The 19,254-nt window shown below is 61.3% G+C and carries 18 protein-coding genes; 10 read left to right on the top strand and 8 right to left on the bottom strand.

Annotation, left to right across the window (positions count from 1 at the left end; genetic code table 11):
• Positions 1 to 30: 30 nt before the first annotated feature.
• The 5 genes from V6617_RS11915 (at position 31) to guaA (ending at position 5,319) form a co-directional block, all read left to right on the top strand.
• Complete coding sequence (locus tag V6617_RS11915; protein ID WP_338607181.1) at positions 31 to 522, top strand: TspO/MBR family protein; 492 nt, start codon at positions 31 to 33, stop codon at positions 520 to 522.
• Between the two features lie 208 nt (positions 523 to 730).
• The gene (locus V6617_RS11910; protein ID WP_338610708.1) at positions 731 to 1,474 is read left to right on the top strand and encodes a helix-turn-helix domain-containing protein; all 744 of its coding nucleotides are present in this window, start codon (positions 731 to 733) and stop codon (positions 1,472 to 1,474) included.
• An 86-nt stretch (positions 1,475 to 1,560) separates the two neighbouring features.
• Positions 1,561 to 2,400, top strand: coding sequence for a helix-turn-helix domain-containing protein (locus V6617_RS11905; protein ID WP_338607180.1), 840 nt, complete (start codon positions 1,561 to 1,563; stop codon positions 2,398 to 2,400).
• A gap of 147 nt (positions 2,401 to 2,547) precedes the next feature.
• A complete protein-coding gene (locus tag V6617_RS11900) occupies positions 2,548 to 3,348 on the top strand; it encodes a hypothetical protein (protein ID WP_338607179.1) in 801 nt (266 codons plus the stop codon).
• Positions 3,349 to 3,756: 408 nt separating this feature from the next.
• Positions 3,757 to 5,319 (top strand): glutamine-hydrolyzing GMP synthase, encoded by a 1,563-nt coding sequence (gene guaA, locus V6617_RS11895; RefSeq protein ID WP_338607178.1) that lies wholly within the window; start codon positions 3,757 to 3,759, stop codon positions 5,317 to 5,319.
• A 46-nt stretch (positions 5,320 to 5,365) separates the two neighbouring features.
• On the opposite strand, the gene msrA is transcribed toward guaA, so the two are convergent.
• Both msrA and msrB read right to left on the bottom strand, forming a co-directional pair.
• A complete protein-coding gene (msrA, locus tag V6617_RS11890; RefSeq protein WP_338607177.1) occupies positions 5,366 to 5,872 on the bottom strand; it encodes a peptide-methionine (S)-S-oxide reductase MsrA in 507 nt (168 codons plus the stop codon).
• Entirely contained in the window at positions 5,873 to 6,313 is a 441-nt protein-coding gene (gene msrB / locus V6617_RS11885; RefSeq protein ID WP_338607176.1) for a peptide-methionine (R)-S-oxide reductase MsrB, read from the bottom strand. It lies immediately after the preceding gene.
• A gap of 166 nt (positions 6,314 to 6,479) precedes the next feature.
• Between msrB and V6617_RS11880 the strand changes: the two genes are divergently transcribed.
• Together V6617_RS11880 and glpD are read left to right on the top strand one after the other, a co-directional pair.
• Positions 6,480 to 8,486: an aldo/keto reductase gene (locus V6617_RS11880; RefSeq protein ID WP_338607175.1), complete on the top strand. Its 2,007-nt coding sequence runs from the start codon at positions 6,480 to 6,482 to the stop codon at positions 8,484 to 8,486.
• Between the two features lie 89 nt (positions 8,487 to 8,575).
• Positions 8,576 to 10,087, top strand: coding sequence for a glycerol-3-phosphate dehydrogenase (gene glpD, locus V6617_RS11875; RefSeq protein ID WP_338607174.1), 1,512 nt, complete (start codon positions 8,576 to 8,578; stop codon positions 10,085 to 10,087).
• On the opposite strand, the gene V6617_RS11870 is transcribed toward glpD, so the two are convergent.
• On the bottom strand, positions 10,084 to 10,311 hold the full coding sequence (locus V6617_RS11870) for a hypothetical protein (RefSeq protein ID WP_338607173.1): 228 nt from the start codon (positions 10,309 to 10,311) through the stop codon (positions 10,084 to 10,086). The genes glpD and V6617_RS11870 overlap by 4 nt on opposite strands.
• A 99-nt stretch (positions 10,312 to 10,410) precedes the next feature.
• Here V6617_RS11870 and V6617_RS11865 point away from each other — a divergent pair, with 99 nt between their 5' ends.
• Positions 10,411 to 11,313, top strand: coding sequence for a LysR substrate-binding domain-containing protein (locus V6617_RS11865; RefSeq protein ID WP_338607172.1), 903 nt, complete (start codon positions 10,411 to 10,413; stop codon positions 11,311 to 11,313).
• A 74-nt stretch (positions 11,314 to 11,387) separates the two neighbouring features.
• Here V6617_RS11865 and V6617_RS11860 read toward each other — a convergent pair whose 3' ends face one another.
• On the bottom strand, positions 11,388 to 12,083 hold the full coding sequence (locus V6617_RS11860) for a YafY family protein (protein WP_338607171.1): 696 nt from the start codon (positions 12,081 to 12,083) through the stop codon (positions 11,388 to 11,390).
• 98 nt (positions 12,084 to 12,181) lie between these two features.
• On the opposite strand from V6617_RS11860, the gene V6617_RS11855 reads away from it, so the two are divergent.
• Positions 12,182 to 12,964 carry a tetratricopeptide repeat protein gene (locus V6617_RS11855; RefSeq protein WP_338607170.1) on the top strand — a complete coding sequence of 261 codons (783 nt, stop codon included), beginning with the start codon at positions 12,182 to 12,184 and terminating at the stop codon, positions 12,962 to 12,964.
• A 111-nt stretch (positions 12,965 to 13,075) separates the two neighbouring features.
• On the top strand, positions 13,076 to 14,536 hold the full coding sequence (gene der, locus V6617_RS11850) for a ribosome biogenesis GTPase Der (protein WP_338607169.1): 1,461 nt from the start codon (positions 13,076 to 13,078) through the stop codon (positions 14,534 to 14,536).
• 157 nt (positions 14,537 to 14,693) lie between these two features.
• Here der and V6617_RS11845 read toward each other — a convergent pair whose 3' ends face one another.
• From V6617_RS11845 to radA, 4 genes are all read right to left on the bottom strand, one after another.
• On the bottom strand, positions 14,694 to 15,425 hold the full coding sequence (locus tag V6617_RS11845; protein ID WP_338607168.1) for an SDR family NAD(P)-dependent oxidoreductase: 732 nt from the start codon (positions 15,423 to 15,425) through the stop codon (positions 14,694 to 14,696).
• Between the two features lies 1 nt (position 15,426).
• Positions 15,427 to 16,887, bottom strand: coding sequence for an amidophosphoribosyltransferase (gene purF, locus V6617_RS11840; protein WP_338610706.1), 1,461 nt, complete (start codon positions 16,885 to 16,887; stop codon positions 15,427 to 15,429).
• A 193-nt stretch (positions 16,888 to 17,080) separates the two neighbouring features.
• Positions 17,081 to 17,689: a CvpA family protein gene (locus V6617_RS11835; RefSeq protein ID WP_338607167.1), complete on the bottom strand. Its 609-nt coding sequence runs from the start codon at positions 17,687 to 17,689 to the stop codon at positions 17,081 to 17,083.
• Between the two features lie 112 nt (positions 17,690 to 17,801).
• Positions 17,802 to 19,196, bottom strand: coding sequence for a DNA repair protein RadA (radA, locus tag V6617_RS11830; protein ID WP_338607166.1), 1,395 nt, complete (start codon positions 19,194 to 19,196; stop codon positions 17,802 to 17,804).
• Positions 19,197 to 19,254: the final 58 nt, after the last annotated feature.

The raw sequence follows: 19,254 nt of genomic DNA, 5'->3' as shown, positions 1-19,254 counted from the left end.
TAAATCGGATTGGGCCCCGTTTATGCAGGCATGACACATGCATCAACATCGATCGACGTCAAAAAACCGCGCGCGCTCATTGCGTTGGCGGTCTTTCTTGTCGTCGTCATCGGCGTGGGAGCCCTCATCGGAACCCAGACCGCTCCGGGCGCCTGGTATGCAGGGCTGGAAAAGCCCGTCTTCAATCCGCCCAACTGGGTATTTGGCCCGGTCTGGTTTGCGCTTTACGTCATGATCGCCATAGCTGGATGGCGCACATTTCTCGCCGCACCGCTGAGTGTCGGCATGGGCCTGTGGGTTGGCCAGATGCTCCTGAACTGGGTGTGGTCGCCTGCGTTTTTCGCGGCCGAAAACCTGTGGCTGGCCATGGCGATTATAATACCGATGCTCGCCGCGATCATCGCCTTTATCGTTAACAGATGGACCCGAGATAGGGCTTCGGCGCTCCTTTTCGTGCCTTATGCCGCGTGGGTCGGTTTTGCAACTTTATTGAACGCTTCGCTCATCGTGCTGAATACGTAAGTACTATTCCTGAGCGTATGACTTATACAAAGTAAAATTCAATATAAAATTTGAATAAAACTGCCCTGCCGAACTTATCAATAGTCAAATTTGATAGCGGCATCCTTTCGGGATGTTGCCAGGAACCCAAACACAATTTCTAGTTGAGAAGGCTGTCAGGTCCATAGAGTCTGGCATCGAGAACGGCGCGGTCGACTATGTCCGCGCCATCGCGCACCAACTCAACATTTCGCACCATCACCTCCATCGCACGTTTGCGGCGGCGGTCGGCGAACCTCCCGGTGCTTACCGGAGGCGCATAAGCATGCATGCCGTCGCCCTCCGGCTGCAATGGTCCCACGAGCCGATCGGTCGCATCGGCTATGCTGTGGGCTATGCGAGCCAGGCAGCCCTGACCCGGGTGTTTGAAAGGTTTTTCGGCATCCTTCCGGGCCGCTACAGAACATCTTACGGCAGGGAGCGCCTTGCGGTGCCCCCGGTCCAGAGCGGCCAGTTCATTCGTGTCGATGACGGTGTGCCCCTGTTGCTGCTCGCCAAGCGTTATCGAGGCCATGCCGAACATATCGATAGTTTTTGGGATGATTTTCTCACCCGTTTCGGCGCGGTGATCGACCGGCACTCCAGGCCATTGCGCCGGGTGGGATTGATCTACAACGATTGGCGGGCCGATCCCGACAACCGTGTTCGATATGATTGCTGCGTGGTTGTCAGCGACGTGGAGGCCATGGATATGCGAAATCCGCCGGCCGGACTGCATCTCGTGCTCAGCCGGGAGCGCGAATACGCCGGATATCGCTTCGAGGCGGGAGCCTACGACCGCCGTCAGGCCTATGTCGATGTCGGCGACAATCTGTTTTACCGCCGCTCCCTCGCGGTCACCGAAGACCCCGCAATCGAGCTTTACGACGAAGCCGGATCCGGAAAAACGACGCTGCTCTATGCAGTTGAGTAGTGAATCTCACATTAACGTGGGTTAAAAATAGCGCCCCATATCAACTGCGGACAAACGCCCTGCTCAAGGTTGAGCATCTTTGGCGTATGTTGCAGGGAATCGAAACACAATTTCTGGTCGAGAAGGCCGTCAGGTCGATAGAATCGGGCATCGATGACGGCGCTGTCGAATACATCCGCGCCATAGCGCGCCAACTCGATATTTCTCACCATCACCTTCACCGCACATTCGCCATCGCCGTGGGAGAGCCTCCCGGTGCGTATCGTCGGCGGGTGAGCATGCATGCGGCGGCTCTGCGGCTGCAATGGTCGCGCGAACCGATCGGCCGTATCGGATATGCCGTGGGCTATGCGAGCCAGGCCGCGTTCACGCGCGTGTTCGACCGATTTTTCGGGATTCTTCCAGGGCGCTACAGGGCCGCTTACGGGCGCGAGCGGACGGCGGTTGCCCCGATCAAACACGCTCAATTCGTCCAGGTGGACGACGGCATGCCGCTCCTGCTTCTGGCCAAGCGCTATCGGGGCTATTCAGAGGACATCGATGGCTTCTGGGACGATTTCCTGATGCGGTTCGGTGATGTCATCGCCCGCTACTCCGATCCCCTGCAGCGGGTAGGGCTGATCTACAATGACTGGCGCGCCGATCCGGACGGTCTCGTGCGCTACGATTGCTGTGTGGTCGTCAATCGCGTCGATGCCGTCGATATGCGCGAAGCGCCCGATGGATTGCACCTCATTCTCAGCCGTGAGCGCGAATATGCCGGATACCGCTTTCCCGCCCAATCATACGATCGCCGCCAAAGCTATGTCGATGTCGGCGACAGCCTGTTTTACCGGCGATCCATGGCAGTAACCGAAGATCCCGCCATCGAGCTGTACGATACGGCCGGAAACGGAGAAACAACGCTACTATATGCAGTTGAGTAGGGTAAACCTCACGTTAAAGTCAGGTAAAAATTGCCACCCATATCAACTACGAGCAAACGTCGTCCTCAACGTTGAGCAATACTGGATTCGTTCAGTTTTTAAAGCTCGGCCCAATGAACTGCTGTCGGGCGTATATGGAGGCAAGATATGCGTAAATTTCTTACTGGAGTCTCAATTTCCCTCGTAATGACTTTGGCAATGGCGCCCAGCGTCCAGGCCGGATCGTTGCTGGGGATCATTGGAGACAAGGACAGCGAGTCTCTCATTACGATTGGCCGAGGCGAATCCGGTGACAACGGGCTTGTCAATGTTGGTGTTGGTGGTGGTGACGGCAATGTCCTCGACGCCAATGTCGGCGGCGAGGAGCGGAATCTGGTGAACGCCAACGTCAGCGCCGGCAATGGCCGTGGACTCGACGTTGATGCCGGTCTCCTCGATGACAATGTGACTGCCAATGTCGGCGTCGGCGGCGACGACATCCTCGACGTTGATGTCGGTATCGGCGGCAATGGTGGAAACGGCGGTAATGGTGGAAACGGCGGCAACGGCGGCAATGGTGGAAACGGCGGCAATGGTGGCAACGGCGGAAACGGCGGTGTCAACGGCGGCGGTAACAACAACAACAACAACAACGGCAGCCGCTTCGCCACCAATGACCCCAGCTGCATGGGCGTCGATCCCTACACCCTGATCCAGATGTTTGAGCAATCGACCCTGTCGGGTTGGGACAACGCCAGCAACATCCAGATTCAGGCGCTGCGGGTCTGCCCCGATATCCGCGAATTTGTTGCCGATTACTTCGAGGGCAGCGGAAAATATCAGCAGCTGCAGGGACTTGTGCGCTCTGATCCGCTTGTCGCAGCCTCTCTGAGCCGGTCGAACTACGACGCGGGCCGCGTGCTTGGCGTCACCCGCCAGTCCTCAAGCCTGACGGTCTTCGTCTTCTAAGCGGCTGTAGCGATCAAAAGGCCACTCGTTGACGAGAGAATCCGCGCATTTCCCCCAATGCGCGGATTTTCATTGTCCGGGATTCGGTTCGCCGGCCCGAAGCGGCGCACAAATAAACCACCCCGGATGCGAGGGACATCCGGGGTGGCTGCAAAAGGCCTGAGGGCATGGGACCGCAACTGGCCTTTTGACCGGGATTGCGCGGAGTGGGACGCTTTGGGGGACCGCGCAGAACCCGTTTTCTCTCGGCGTTCCGGCCCGTTTGCCGTGTGCTGCCGCTTGCCCTATCAACGCCAAAACCGGCAGTGAGTTGCAAAAGGGGTTGCATTATTTGCATCCATCGGGATTGTCGCGTTTCAGGTCGCTCTCCCCATTGCCTGAACGCTCGATTCCAATTAAAGGCTCGCCATGCAGAACGACGCGCCCACCGATACCATCCTCATCGTCGATTTCGGTTCCCAGGTCACCCAGCTCATTGCCCGCCGGGTGCGCGAAACCGGGGTCTATTGCGAAATCCACCCCTTCAGCTCCGCCGCTGACACGCTCGAAGCGCTCAAACCCAAGGGCATCATCCTCTCGGGTGGTCCGGCCAGTGTGATCGAGGACGGCGCACCCCAGGTCGATCGAAAGCTGCTCGATTACGGCGTGCCCATTCTTGGCATCTGCTACGGCCAGCAGGCCCTTTGCGTGGCGCTGGGCGGGGTCGTGGAGCCCGGCTATGTCCGCGAATTCGGACGCGCCGAAGTGCGCATCGAAAAGGACTGTTCGCTTTATGATGGCGTCTGGGAACTCGACCATTCCTATCAGGTGTGGATGAGCCACGGCGACAAGGTTTCCGAAATCCCTGAGGGTTTCGAGGTGGTTGGCACTTCGCCCGGCGCTCCATTTGCCATTATCGCCAATGAGGAGCGCAAATTCTTCGGCGTCCAGTTCCACCCCGAGGTCTATCACACGCCCGATGGCGCCAGGCTGTACGCCAACTTCGTACACCAGATTTGCGGCTGCGATGCCAACTGGACCATGGCCGCCTATCGCGAACAGGCCGTGGCCGCCATCCGCGAACAGGTGGGCGACAAGAAGGTCATTTGCGGGCTGTCGGGCGGCGTTGACTCATCGGTGGCCGCCATCCTCATCCACGAGGCCATCGGCGACCAGTTGACCTGCATTTTCGTCGACCACGGACTGTTGCGCAAGAACGAGGCCGACGAAGTGGTCTCGATGTTCAGGCATCAGTACAACATTCCGCTCGTCCACGTTGATGCCTCTGATGAATTCATCGGCGAGCTTGAAGGCGTCATCGAGCCCGAGGCCAAGCGCAAGATCATTGGCCGCTTGTTCATCGAGACGTTCGAAAAGGAAGCCGCCAAGATCGGCGGCGTCGAATTTCTCGCCCAGGGTACGCTTTATCCCGACGTCATCGAATCCGTCTCGTTCACCGGTGGTCCCTCGGTCACAATCAAGAGCCATCACAATGTCGGTGGGCTGCCCGAGCGCATGAACATGAAGCTCGTCGAACCGTTGCGTGAGCTGTTCAAGGACGAAGTGCGCAAGTTGGGCCGCGAACTGGGCCTGCCCGAACATTTCGTTGGCCGCCATCCATTCCCCGGACCGGGCCTTGCCATCCGCCTTCCGGGCGGCGTGAGCCGCGAAAAACTCGACATCCTGCGCCAGGCCGATGCGATCTATCTTGATGAAATCCGCAAGGCCGGGCTCTACGACACCATCTGGCAGGCCTTCGCCGTGCTCCTGCCGGTCCAGACCGTTGGCGTCATGGGCGACGGCCGGACCTATGAAAGCGTCTGCGCCCTGCGCGCCGTCACATCGGTGGACGGTATGACCGCCGATTTCTACGCTTTCGACATGAATTTCCTCGGCCGCGCCGCGACCCGGATCATCAACGAGGTCAAGGGCATCAACCGCGTCGTCTACGACGTGACCTCAAAGCCCCCGGGCACCATCGAGTGGGAATAAAAAAACGGCGACCGGACCCCATCGGTCCGGCCGCCGAACGGCTGCCCTATTGCGCGGCGGCGCGTTTGGGCAATACCCAGTTGGGCCGCGGGAAATGGCACGTATAGCCATTCGGATTGCGCTCCAGATAATCCTGGTGCTCGGGCTCGGCCTCCCAGAAATCGCCCGCGGGCTCGACCTCTGTTACCGCCTTGCCCGGCCACAGTCCGGAGGCGTCGACATCGGCGATTGTGTCCAGCGCGGTCTGCTTCTGGGCTTCACTCGTAAAATAGATCGCTGAGCGATAGCTGGTTCCCAGATCATTACCCTGCCGGTTCTTGGTGGAGGGGTCGTGAATCTGGAAGAAGAATTCCAGCAGTTCGCGATAGCTGATCCGGCTCGGGTCGAACGTGATATCGATGGCCTCGGCATGGGTGCCGTGGTTGCGATAGGTCGCGTTCGGCACGTCCCCGCCACTATAGCCGACCCGCGTATCGATGACGCCGGGCATCTTGCGGATCAGATCCTGCATGCCCCAGAAGCATCCACCGGCTAAAATTGCATGTTCAGTCATCTATCCCTCCACCTGATCGAGATATGAGCCATAGCCTTGCGCTTCCATGTCCTGCTTGGGAACGAAGCGGAGCGAGGCCGAGTTGATGCAGTAGCGCAACCCACCGCTCTCGGCGGGTCCATCGGGAAAGACGTGACCGAGATGGCTGTCGCCATGGCTTGAACGCACTTCGATCCGTGTCATCCCGTGGCTGTCGTCGCGCAGCTCGGCGACATTGTCTGTGACGATAGGTTTGGTAAAGGCAGGCCAGCCGCAACCGGAATTATACTTGGCCGCCGACGAGAAAAGCGGTTCGCCCGATACGATATCGACATAGATTCCGGGCTCGAAATGCTCGTCATATTCGCCGGTGAAAGGCCGTTCCGTCCCGTTTTCCTGCGTTACCCGAAACTGCTCGGTCGTCAGCCGCTCGACGGCTTCTCTTGTTTTGCCGTAGGTCAACGATGTGTCCTTTCGTGAAAGTGTTGGCCTATATTTGGGTACTGCCCAACCGTTCGTCAAACCAGGGGCGGTCAATTTATCGAAGGTGGCGAGGAGTGCCTTGGTGTCACAGGCAATTTGATGCCAATGTGCGGCACTGGCCAATTCGAGAAAGAAGATTCTTCCCATGTCAAATCAGCACAAAATCCGGTGGGGGATCCTCGGTCCGGGCGGCATCGCCCGCGCCTTCGCCGGCGGCCTGGCGCACGCGCAATCGGGCGAACTCGTGGCGCTGGGCGCGCGCAATCCCGATAAGCCCGACTACGCCGAAAACTTTCCCGGCGCCCGGGTTCTCAATGGCTATGACGCGCTGCTGGCCGACCCCGAAGTCGATGCGATCTATATCGCCACTCCGCACCCCCAGCACGCCCAATGGGCCATCAAGGCGGCCGAGGCGGGCAAGCATGTGCTGTGCGAAAAACCCATGGGCCTGACCGCGTTCGAGGCCGACGCCATGTTCCACGCCGCGCGCAAGGCAAAAACCTTTATGGGCGAGGCCTTCATGTACCGCGTCCATCCCATGACCCAAAAGCTCATCGATCTTGTCGCGTCCGGCGAAATCGGCGAGGTCCGCGCCATAAAATCGAGCTTTGGCTTTGCCATGCCGCGCTTCGATCCCGAACATCGCCTCTATGCCAATGATCTGGCCGGTGGCGGCATCCTCGACGTCGGTTGCTACCCTGTGTCCATGGCGCGACTGATCGCCGGCGCGGCAAACGGCAAGCCCTTCCTCGAACCCGAAAGTGTCCACGGGGCCGCCCATCTCGGCCAATCCGGCGTCGATGAATGGGCTGCAGCGGTGCTCAAATTTCCCGGCGGCATCCTGGCCGAAGTCTCCTGCTCGGTTTCCCTAGCTCAGGACAATATCCTGCGCATTCTGGGCACAAAGGGACGCATCGAGGTGCGCGACTTCTGGTTCGCCACCGGCCATAAGGGCGGCACCGCCCTGATCGACATCATCCGTCCCGACGGCACGCACGAGCCCATCGAGATCTCAGAAGCCGGATGGCTTTATTCCTTCGAGGCCGAGGCGGCCAGTGTGGCAATCCTTGCCGGCCAGACCGAGTTCAGCGCCCCCGGCATGAGCTGGGACGACACCCTCGGCAATCTGCGCGTCCTCGACAAATGGCGCCAGGCCGCCGGTCTCGAATACGAGATCGAAAAGCCGGCCCTGCGCACCAGGACCCTCAAGGGCGAGGCGCTAATCGGTGGCAACCAGATCGGCCACATCGCCATCCCCGGCCTGGACAAACCGATTTCCAGGCTCACCATCGGCTTTGAAGATTTCCGCAGTTTTTCCAGCGCCGCGATCCTGCTCGACGCGTTTTATGAAAAGGGTGGCAACGCCTTCGACACTGCCTTCATATACGGCAATGGTATCACCGAAACCTTGTTTGGTGACTGGCAGGCCTCGCGTGGCATCCGCGACGATGTGGTGGTGGTCGGCAAAGGCGCCCACTCGCCGCTGACCTATCCCGAAATGATCGCCAAACAGCTCGACACCAGCCTCGACAGGCTCAAGACCGATCATGTCGACGTCTATTTCATGCACCGCGACAACACCGATATTCCGGTCGACGAATTCGTCGACGCCATGGATGCAGAAGTCCGGCGCGGACGTATCCGGGGTCCGTTCGGTGGTTCCAACTGGACCCGTGAGCGCTTTGATGAGGCTGTCGCCTACGCCAATCGTACCGGCAAGACGGCGCCCGGCGCCCTCTCGAACAATTTCTCGCTGGCCCAAATGCAAAAGCCGCTCTGGCCCGGCTGTGTCGCCTCGTCCGATGACGCCTGGCGCGAATGGCTCTCGGACCGCCGGGTCACCAATTTCGCCTGGTCGAGCCAGGGCAGGGGCTTTTTCACCGACCGGGCCGGGCGCGACAAGACGGAAAATCCCGAACTGGTCGAGACCTGGTACACAGACGCCAATTTCGCCCGTCGTGACCGCGCCGCCGAGCTGGCGCACAGGCTGGGCAAAAAGCCCATCCACGTCGCGCTCGCCTATTGCCTGCATCAGTCGTTCCCGATCGTCCCGCTCATCGGTCCGCGCACCCTCGCCGAACTCGATGACAGCCTGCAGGCGCTCGATATCGCGCTTACGCCCGATGACGTCGTCTGGCTGCGCGACGGATGACCCCCCGCCGATTCCAACCTGTTACACAATCGGCACATTTGCCGGTGTATGACGGCCCCGAACTCTGATCTGAACTCCTGGAGGCGCGGGTGAGCGACCCGGTATTCGACATCTTTATCGTCGGCGGTGGCATCAATGGCTGCGGCATCGCGCGCGATGCGGCGGGGCGGGGCTTTTCGGTCTGCCTTGTCGAAATGAACGATCTGGCCTCTGGAACCTCCTCGGCCTCCACCAAGCTCATACACGGCGGCCTGCGTTATCTCGAACATTACGAATTCCGGCTGGTGCGCGAATCCTTAAAGGAACGCGAAGTGCTCTGGGCCATGGCACCGCACATCATCTGGCCGCTGCGTTTCGTCCTGCCCCATCACAAGGGTCTGCGCCCCGCATGGCTCCTGCGGCTTGGGCTGTTCCTCTACGATCACATAGGCGGCCGCAAGCGCCTGCCGCCCACCGCCACCCGTAACCTGCGAAAAGACCCGCTGGGGGCCGTTCTCAAGCCCGGCCACGCCAAGGCATTCGAATATTCCGATTGCTGGGTCGACGATGCCCGCCTCGTCGTCCTCACCGCCCGCGACGCTGCCGATCTTGGCGCCGAGATTCACACCCGCACACGCCTGACATCGGCCCACCGGGAAGGCGACCATTGGGAAATCACCACCGTCAATGACGCTGGCCAAACCCGGACCGCACGGGCCCGCATGCTGGTCAATGCCGCTGGACCCTGGGTATCAGAGGTGCTTTCGGGCCTGATCGGCGGCAATGAGAGCCACGACGTCCGCCTCGTCAAAGGCAGCCACATCGTGGTGCGCAGGCTCTACGACGATCCGCGCTGCTTTTTCTTCCAGAATGCCGATGGCCGCATCTTTTTTTCCATTCCCTATCAGGGCGATTTCACCCTGATCGGCACCACCGACCAGGACTTCGACGGCGATCCGGCATCCGTCGACATTTCCCCGGCCGAAATCGACTATCTGCTCGAGGCGGCCAACCAGTACTTCAGTGACCCGATCGACAAAGACGATATCGTCTGGACCTATTCCGGTGTCCGCCCGCTCTACAATGACGGCGCCTCCAAGGCTCAGGAAGCCACGCGAGACTATGTTCTCAAACACACCGGCGGCAAGGGTACGCCCGCGCTGCTCAATGTGTTCGGCGGCAAGCTGACCACCTACCGCCGCCTCGCCGAATCCGCGCTCGAGCACATCGAATCCGCTCTGGGGCGTCGAAAGCCCCGCTGGACCGCGCACTCGTCCCTGCCGGGCGGCGGCTTCGCCGTCGACGGCTTTGAAGCCGAAGTCGAGGGTCTGCGGGCTCAATACCCGTTTCTGGCCGCACGGGATGCAGAAAGGCTCACGCGCGCCTATGGCACGCTCGCCCGCGCCATCCTGGGCGACGCCCGCACCCCCCAAGACCTCGGCCCCGATTTCGGCTGCGGCCTGACCGGCGCCGAAGTGCGCCATCTGGTCGAGCATGAATGGGCCCGCAGCGCCCAGGACATCCTCTGGCGCCGCTCCAAACTCGGCCTTTATGGCGAGCGCATTGATGGTCCAGCGCTCGCTGCATTCGTGCGGGATATGGTCGACGCCCCGAACCCCTAAACGAGCCTGCGCGATACCTGGCTTATCGAAAGCCCATTGCATACCACGACCGCGCTCTGGAAGTTGCTTGACTGGCGCAAGGCGCCGCGCTGCTCCGCTTGCGGCATCGGCACCAGCCCGATATCGGCCCGCATCCGCTCATTGAGCCGCGATATGTCCAGATATTCCGGGCGATTGCTCGGGCGCGTCAACACTGCTCTTATAAGATTGGAAAACCGCGTCATGAGATTTATCCTTCCGGTATCGTCCGGCCAGAATGCGCCGGAACGCCTTCGGAAGACCAATCGAACGTTACATCGATCCATAAAGAGAGCTTATGATAAATGAGCGAAAATCTGCCGCCTCTGCCAACCCTGCGCGTGTTCGAGGCCGCGGCCCGTCATCTCAATTTCACTCGTGCAGGCGAGGAACTGGGCATGACCCAGGCGGCGGTCAGCTATCACATCAAATTGCTGGAAGAGCGCATCGGTGCGACCCTGTTCGTGCGTCAGGGACGAAAGCTCGATCTCACCGACACGGGAAACACACTCGCACCGGCCCTGAGCAGCGCCTTCCGCTCGGTAGCCAGTGCGTTTGAGGCCGCGAAAGCGAAGACGGGCAGTACGCTGTCGATTTCGGCGCTTCCGACCGTCTCGACCCAATGGCTGGCCCGACGCCTTGGCGCGTTCCAGATCAGCCATCCCGGACTTGCCGTGCGGCTTGAAATGTCGACGGCCCTCGTCGATTTCGATCATGACGATATCGATGTCGGCATTCGTGTCGGATTGGGCGAATATCCTGGGCTCGTCTCCCACCTTCTGTTCAGGGCCGAATACGCGCCCATGCTCAGCCCGGCTCTGGCCGCCAGCGTAGGGGGCGTCGAAACGCCGGCCGACCTGCTCAAGCTGCCCTTCGTCAGCGAGGGCGAACTCTGGAATGCACAATGGCTCGAACTGGTCGGCCTGCCTCGTCCCGACGTGGTCAAGGGGCTCAACGTCAATTTCGGCAGCCAGTATCTGGACGCCGCAGCAGCGATCTCGGGCGCCGGCATCGCCATGCTGACTCCGGCCCTCTATCGCGAGGAACTCAAGGATGGGCGCCTGATCCAGCCTTTCGATACTGTCGGTGTCGATCCCGTCAGCTACTGGCTTGTCTATCCCCATGCCCGCCGCACGCTGCCCAAGATCAGGGCTTTTCGCGATTGGCTCCTGGCCGAGGCAGAGGCGCTGCAAAACCATGGAGATTGACAGCCGGGGTTACCCGCACCGTCGGCAGATGGTTGCGCGCGTCAAGGGCCGGGCAATCGACCGTGCCCGGGGCTCTAATGGCGGCTTTGTTCTTCCAGCCACTGGACGTGCCAGTCCTCGGCGAGGGCGGCCCGGCGGCGGCCATAGCGCCCCTCGGTCAAATCGGCCCCGACAATCCTCTCGGTGCGGAAATGGCGGAACGCGTTGCGCAGCGTGCACCAGGCCGCGATGATCTGCTTGTTTTCGTAAAAGGCGATCTGCACTGGCCAGATTTCGCGCGCCGATGCATTGCCCTTTTCGTCCTCATAGTCGATGCGCAGGGCCCGTTCGGCGCGCATCGCCTTGCGCACCAGGGCCATGAGGGGCAGGGGGGCGCCGACCGCCTCGACCCGAACCGGCCACAGTCCGGTATCGGAAATCCGGTCACGCAAATCGTCCGGGCTCGCCGTGGCGATCTTGCCCAGGGCGTTTCGCGCCGCAGCGGACAGCTCGACGTCCGGCTGCGCCTCCACCCAGCGCGCGCCAAGAACCAGAGCCTCGAGTTCATCGGCCGAAAACATCAGCGGCGGCAGAAAAAAGCCCGGCCTCAGCATGTAGCCGACCCCCGCTTCCCCTTCAATAGGAGCGCCGAGCCCGATCAGCGTCTGGATGTCGCGATAAAGCGTGCGAACGGACACCCCTTGGTCTTGGGCCAGTTGCGCCGCCGTCACCGGCCGCCGGTGCCGGCGCAGGGCATCCATGATCGCAAATAGGCGTTCTGTCTTGTCCATGTGTGAAACTGCTGCGAATCCGGTCCTTTGCGACGTTGCATTATAGGGGCGGCACCACTATTGTCCGGCAAAATTTTGGACAGTCTGGATACCCCCTGATGAGCGACGATTCCTTCCTGCGCGAAGTCGAAGAAGAACTGCGCAGCGACAAGCTGAAAGCCTTCTGGCGCCGCTTTGCGCCGTTCATCATCGGCGGTGCTGTGCTTATCGTGCTGCTGGTGGGCGCCAACGAAGTCTGGAAGTGGTATCGCTCGAGCACGGCAGCCAACGCGTCCGACCAGTATTATGCCGCGGTCGAAATGGCCGACAGCGGCGATGTCGCAGGCGCTCAGGCTGCCTTTGCCGAACTCGAAGCGAGCGGGCCGGCTGGCTATGGAATTCTGGCGCGGTTTCAGGAAGCCGCGCTTCTGGCCGAGCAGGGTGATCCTCAGGGCGCGATCGAGGCCTATGACGCGCTCGCCGCCAGTCTCGACCAGCGCCGGCTGCGTGAACTCGCCTACATTCTCGGCGGCTATCTTGCCGTGGACCATCTCGATGTCGGTGCTGTCGAGCAGCGCGTCGGCGGTCTGACCGGCGAAGACAGCGCCATGCGCAACAGCGCCCGCGAAGCGCTGGGGCTCGCCCACTACAAGGCGGGCAATCTCGAGGAGGCGCGTATTAATTTCGAAGCCATGGCCGCCGACCCCAATGCGGGCCAGGACATCCAGCTGCGCGCCTTCATCTATCTCGAGCAGCTTGCCTCGACCGGCGTGGACGTGAGCGAAGATCTGCTTGGTGCCACCGGACCCTTGGACACGGCCCCCGAGCAGGCCACCGTTCCCGCCCAATCCCCGAGCCTGGACACGGTCGGTCAGCCGCTGGAAGCTGAAACCGAACAATGAGCGCGAATGTAACCGTCGCCACCAGTGATGCCAGCAAAAGTGGCTTGCAATTTTGCGGTTCGGCATCGCGCAGGAAAATTATGGCGACTACGAACAAGAGCGTGAATTGATATGAGCGCAAGCGTAACCGTCGCCATCGTCGGCCGCCCCAACGTCGGCAAATCGACCCTGTTCAATCGGCTGGTGGGCCGCAAGATCGCCATCGTCGACGATACGCCCGGTGTCACCCGCGACCGTCGCGAAGGGCTGGGCCGGATCGGCGATCTGACCTTCACGCTGGTCGATACCGCCGGCTATGAAGACGCCAACGACGACAGTCTCGAAGCGCGCATGCGCCGCCAGACCGAAATGGCCATCGCCGAAGCCGACGTCATCTTGTTCATGATCGACGCCCGCGCCGGGCTGACGCCAACAGACGAGCATTTCGCCCGTCTGCTGCGCAAGGCCGACAAGGAAATCCACGTCATCGGCAACAAGGCCGAGGGCAGGGCCGCCGAGGCCGGGCTGGTCGAGGCCTATGCCCTGGGCTTTGATGAAGCCATTCCTCTCTCCGCCGAGCACGGATTGGGGCTGGCCGATCTCTATTCCATCATTTCCCAGGCCGTCGACAGGGCCGATGAAGCCAAGGCTGCTGCCGCAGAAGCCGAATTCGACTACGACATGGTGCAAAAGCCCGCTGTCGATGTGGACGTCAACGAAGACGAGGGCGAGGATCAGGCCGGCGACACGGCTCCCCTGCGCTGGAACCCCAACCGTTATCTCAACGTCGCCATCGTCGGGCGCCCCAACGCGGGCAAATCGACGCTGATCAACCGCATGGTGGGCGAGGAACGTCTTCTCACCGGCCCCGAAGCGGGCATCACCCGCGATTCGATCATGGTCCCGTGGGAGTGGGAAGGCCGGGTCATCAACCTGGTCGATACCGCAGGCATCCGCCGCAAATCCCGCGTGCAGCAAAAGCTCGAAAAGCTCTCGGTCTCCGACAGCCTGCGCTCCATCCAGTACGCCGAAATCGTCGTCCTGCTGCTCGATGCCACCATCCCATTCGAAAAACAGGACCTGGCGCTGGCCGATCTGGTCGAGCGCGAAGGCCGCGCCATGGTCATCGCCGTCAACAAATGGGACCTGATCGAAGACAAGAACGCCAAGATCCTCGAACTGCGCGCCGAATGTGAACGCTTGTTGCCTCAGTTGCGCGGCATCCCGCTGGTCACCATGTCGGGCCTGCAGGGCCGCAACATCGACAAGCTCATGAAGGCGATTTTCGAGATCGAGCGGACCTGGAACGTCAAGATCCGCACTGCCAAGCTCAACCGCTGGCTCGCATCCATGACCGAGCACCATCCGCCCCCGGCGGTGTCCGGCCGGCGCCTGAAACTGCGCTACATGACCCAGGCCAAGACGCGCCCGCCCAGCTTTATCATCTTCGCCTCACGTCCCGATGCGCTGCCCAAGGCCTATCAACGCTACATCGTCAACGGCCTGCGCGAAGACTTCAATCTCCCCGGCACCCCCATCCGCCTCTGGGTTCGCGGCGGCAAGAACCCCTATGTCGATGACGACGGGAAGTAGACATTGAAAAAGGCCGGGTTCGCACCCGGCCTTTTTCTTTTGAAATCCAGTCCGCTAGAGCGTGTCCAGCAAAAGTGGAGACGGTTTTGCGGTTTGGACACGCGACAAAACAAGGGGCTAGAGCCGAGGATTTGATTCAATCAAATCCTGAACGGCTCTAAAGGGGCTCTTCGCCCTGCAGGATGTCCACCCGCATGCCGGTCTGTGTGTAATTGGCCGATACCAGATCGACGATTTTCGGCGCGACCTCGTCGGGCGAGGGCAGCGTCTTGGGGTCTTCGCCCGGCATTGCCTTGGCGCGCATGGCGGTGCGGACCTGGCCGGGATAAAAGATATTGGCCTTCACCTCGGTGATCGCCATTTCCCCGGCATAGGCTTTGACCATGGCGTCGAGCGCCGCTTTCGACGCCGCATAAAGCCCCCAATAGGGCTTGGCCGACAGCGCCGCGCCCGAGGAGATGAACACCGCCCGCCCGGCATCGGACTGGCGCAGCAACAGATCCAGCGAGCGGATCAGCCGGAAATTGGCTTCCACATTGACCGCAAAGACGTTGGCGAAATCCTTGGGTGCGATATGGGGCAGGGGGCTCAACACGCCCAGCGCGCCTGCATTGCCGATCAGCCCGTCGAGCTGGCCCCAACGTTCGAAAATAGCGGCGCCGAGCCGGTCGATGGCTTCCCCATCGGTCAGATCCATGGGTACCAGCGTTGTCGAAGAGCCCAGCGCCTGGATGTCGTCGTCGAGATCTTCGAGCCCGCCCACCGTTCGCGCCACGGCGATCACATGCGCGCCGCGCGAGGCGGCGTTTTTGGCGGCTGCATAGCCCAGCCCGCGCGAGGCACCGGTCACCAGCACCACGCGGCCGGCAAGGTCTTTGATATCGGTCATGCTATACGGCTTCTCTCAGCATCGAAATCTGCTTGGGGTCGTTCTTGGAGCGCCCCTCCAGATCGGTGAGCGGCGTGGGATAATCGCCGGTGAAATAATGGTCGGTAAATTGCGGCGCCTTTGGATTGCGCTTTTCTCCACCCACGGCGAGATAAAGCCCGTCGATCGACAGGAATTCCAGCGAGTCCGCGCCGATATAGCGGCACATGTCGTCCAGCGTCGCATACTGGTTGGCCAGCAGCTTGTCGGGGTCGGGCGTGTCGATGCCGTAATAATCGGAATGATAGATCATCGGACTGGCGACCCGGATGTGAACCTCTTTGGCGCCCGCTTCGCGGATCATCTGAACGATCTTCAGCGATGTGGTGCCCCGCACGATGGAATCATCGACCAGCACGACCCGCTTGCCTTCGATCACCGCCCGGTTGGCGGAGTGCTTGAGCTTGACCCCCAGCGCCCGGATCGATTGCGTCGGCTCGATGAAGGTGCGGCCCACATAATGGTTGCGGATGATCCCGTATTCGAAGGGGATGCCCGATTGCTGCGCATAGCCCAGCGCCGCCGGCGTTCCGCCATCGGGAACCGGAACCACGACATCGGCTTCGACCGGATTTTCCCTGGCCAGATTGATGCCCATGGCCTTGCGCGCCGAATAGACCGAGCGCCCCGAGACCACCGAATCCGGCCGGGCAAAATAGACATATTCGAAAAGACACACCCGCTCGGGACGAGCCTTGAATGGCTTGAAGCTGTCGATGGAGACCGAGCCGTCCTTCTGCAATTCGCACACGATCACTTCGCCGTTCTCGACGTCGCGCACGAATTTTGCGCCAATGATGTCGAGGGCGCAGCTTTCCGACGCAAAGATCGGCCTGCCGTCGAGATCGCCCAGCACCAGCGGGCGGATGCCGTTGGGGTCGCGCGCGCCGATCAGCTTGGTGCGCGTCATGGCCACCATCGCATAGGCGCCTTCGATGGCGCCAAGCGCATCGATGAACCGGTCGGCCGACCGTGTGCGCTGGGATCGAGCGATCAGGTGCAGCACCACTTCGGTGTCGGACGTCGACTGGCAGATGGCGCCCTGCGCGATCAGACGCTTGCGCAGCGATAACCCATTGGTGAGATTGCCGTTATGCGCAATGGCGATGCCGCCCACTTCGAGTTCGGCAAACAGCGGCTGCACGTTGCGCAGCACCGTTTCGCCCGTCGTCGAGTAGCGCACATGGCCCATGGCGATATTGCCGGGCAGTCGGCCAAGTGTGGCGGCGTCGGTAAAGTGATCGCCGACCAGGCCCAGATGGCGCTCGGAACTGAAGCGCTTGCCGTCGAAGGAGACGATGCCGGCGGCTTCCTGTCCGCGATGCTGGAGGGCGTGAAGCCCTAGCGCTGTCAGCGCCGCCGCATCATTGTGCCCCAAAATGCCGAACACGCCGCACTCCTCGCGCAGCGTGTCTCCGTCCATCTCGAGGGCAAGCCCTGTCAGGTGATCGCCTGTCGTCGCGTGGAGCGTGCTCAAATTATCCACCATTGATGCGAGGACATAAAAGGAGCGGTTCGGAAAGCCTTGCGCGCTTCGCAAAAATCGCTCCGTCAATCGGGGGCTTACGCTCCCGACCCATGCAAGTCAACACAGCTCGATACCGCCTGCGGCGATATCACACTCCGTTGATCGCTGCCGGAGGTTCGGTGGTCGTTGCCGGCTGCGGATCGTTGGAGCCCTCGTCGGTGATGACGGGATCTTCCATCGGATTGGTGCCCTGCAGCAGATCGTTGACCTGTTCTTCGAGATTTTCCGGAAGAAGCGAGATCAGCCCGTCACCCAGCGAGCGCAAGGTCGGCAGCGACTGCGCCTCGCCATACCACGGCAGATTGGGCGGATTTTCCCCGATCAGCCAATCGGCAAAGATCACAACGACCACCGCGATCAGGATGCCCCGCAGCGCGCCGAACACGAAGCCGAGCGTCCGGTCGAGCGGACCCAGCTTGGAATCGGTGATGAAATCCCCGATCTTCATGGTCAGAAGATGCAGGATGATCAGCGCAACAATAAAGCTCACCACCACGGTGGCGATATTGGCCCACAGCGGATCGGCCACGAATTCCTGGGCGATCTGGGGCTGGTAGAAAAACATGTAGGCGGCAAACGCGGCCGCACCGGCCCAGGTGACGAGCGAGAGCACTTCGCGGGTCAGCCCGCGCGCCGTCGCCAGCAACGCGGAAATCAGAACGAGAATTCCGACGGCAATGTCGAAAGCAGTCAGCATGGGGGATCGGTCTCCAGCAAGCCCTGTTTGACTGTCCGTTTAGCGGTTAAATGTGGCAAAGCCAAGCGATTGCATGGGATTTCCAAGGCTTACCCAACGTCGTGTACCAAAATCAGTCCGCATCGGCCATGCTCCGCTCGCCTGCTGCCGCGATCCGACCCACAAGTTCGGCCAGCGCCGAAAATTCGTTGATCGCCACCCCGTCGGTCCGCTCCGAAGCGTTGAGCTTGGCGGTATGCACCGATCCGAACCCCAGCTTTGCCGCCTCGCGCACCCGCAGATTGGCATGCACCACCGGACGGATTCCGCCCGAAAGGCTAACCTCGCCGAAATAGACGGCATCGGCGGGCAGGGGCGAATTGGTCAGCGATGAGATCAGCGCCGCTGCCACGGCAAGGTCGGCTGCCGGCTCATTGACCTTTAGCCCGCCCGCCACATTGAGATAGATATCATTGGCCCCGATCCGCACCCCGCACCGCGTTTCGAGCACCGCCAGCACCATCGAAAGCCGCGAAGAATCCCAGCCCACCACCGCCCGGCGAGGCGTGCCCAGCGGGGAGGGGGCTACCAATGCCTGGATTTCCACGAGTACCGGCCGCGTACCCTCGACGCCGGCAAACACCGCCGATCCCGCCGCCCCGGAATCGCGCTGATCGAGAAACAGTGCAGACGGGTTGGGCACTTCGCGCAATCCCGATCCGACCATCTCGAACACGCCGATCTCGTCGGTCGCGCCATAACGGTTCTTGACCCCGCGCAGGATGCGATAGGTCAGCGATGTGTCGCCCTCGAAATAAAGAACCGCATCGACCATATGCTCGACCACACGTGGTCCGGCTATCTGCCCATCCTTGGTCACATGCCCCACCAGCACCACTGCCGAGCCCGATTTCTTGGCAAACCGGGTCAGCGCCTGCGCGCTGGTGCGTACCTGCGTGACTGTGCCTGGTGCGCTTTCCACGCGCTCGGTCCAGCAGGTCTGGATGGAATCGATGATCACCAGATCGGGCGCCTTGCCTTTTTCGATGGTGGCAAGAATGGTCTCCACATGGGTTTCACTGGCCAGCTCCACCGGCGCATCGGCAACGCCAAGCCGCGCCGCGCGCAGCCGCACCTGCGCAATCGCCTCTTCACCGGAAATATAGATGACCCGCTTGCCCTGCCGCGCCAGCGACGCGGCTGCCTGCAACAGCAGCGTCGATTTGCCGATTCCCGGATCGCCGCCCACCAGGATAGCCGATCCCATGACGAACCCGCCGCCCAGCACCCTGTCGAGCTCGCCATTCTTGCTCTCGATACGGATCGCGTCTTCGCTGTCACCCGAAAGCGGCACCAATTCAACCGGACGCCCCGAAGCGACCGCTGCCTTGGGACCCGCGCCCACGCCCGAGGTTGCGACCTCCTCGACGATCGAGTTCCACTCGCCGCACGCCTCGCACCGCCCGGCCCAGCGGGGGGTCACGTTGCCGCATGACTGGCAGACATAACTGGATTTCAGTTTGGCCAAGGATCGTCCCGAATCTGAGTCAAAATGACCCTATTGTCTGGATGCGTTTCGAGCAAGA

This window comes from Pelagibacterium nitratireducens (genome assembly GCF_037044555.1).
GTDB lineage: Bacteria > Pseudomonadota > Alphaproteobacteria > Rhizobiales > Devosiaceae > Pelagibacterium > Pelagibacterium nitratireducens.
Note: the sequence above shows the minus strand (reverse complement) of the source record. Positions and strands in the feature narration are given on the sequence as shown.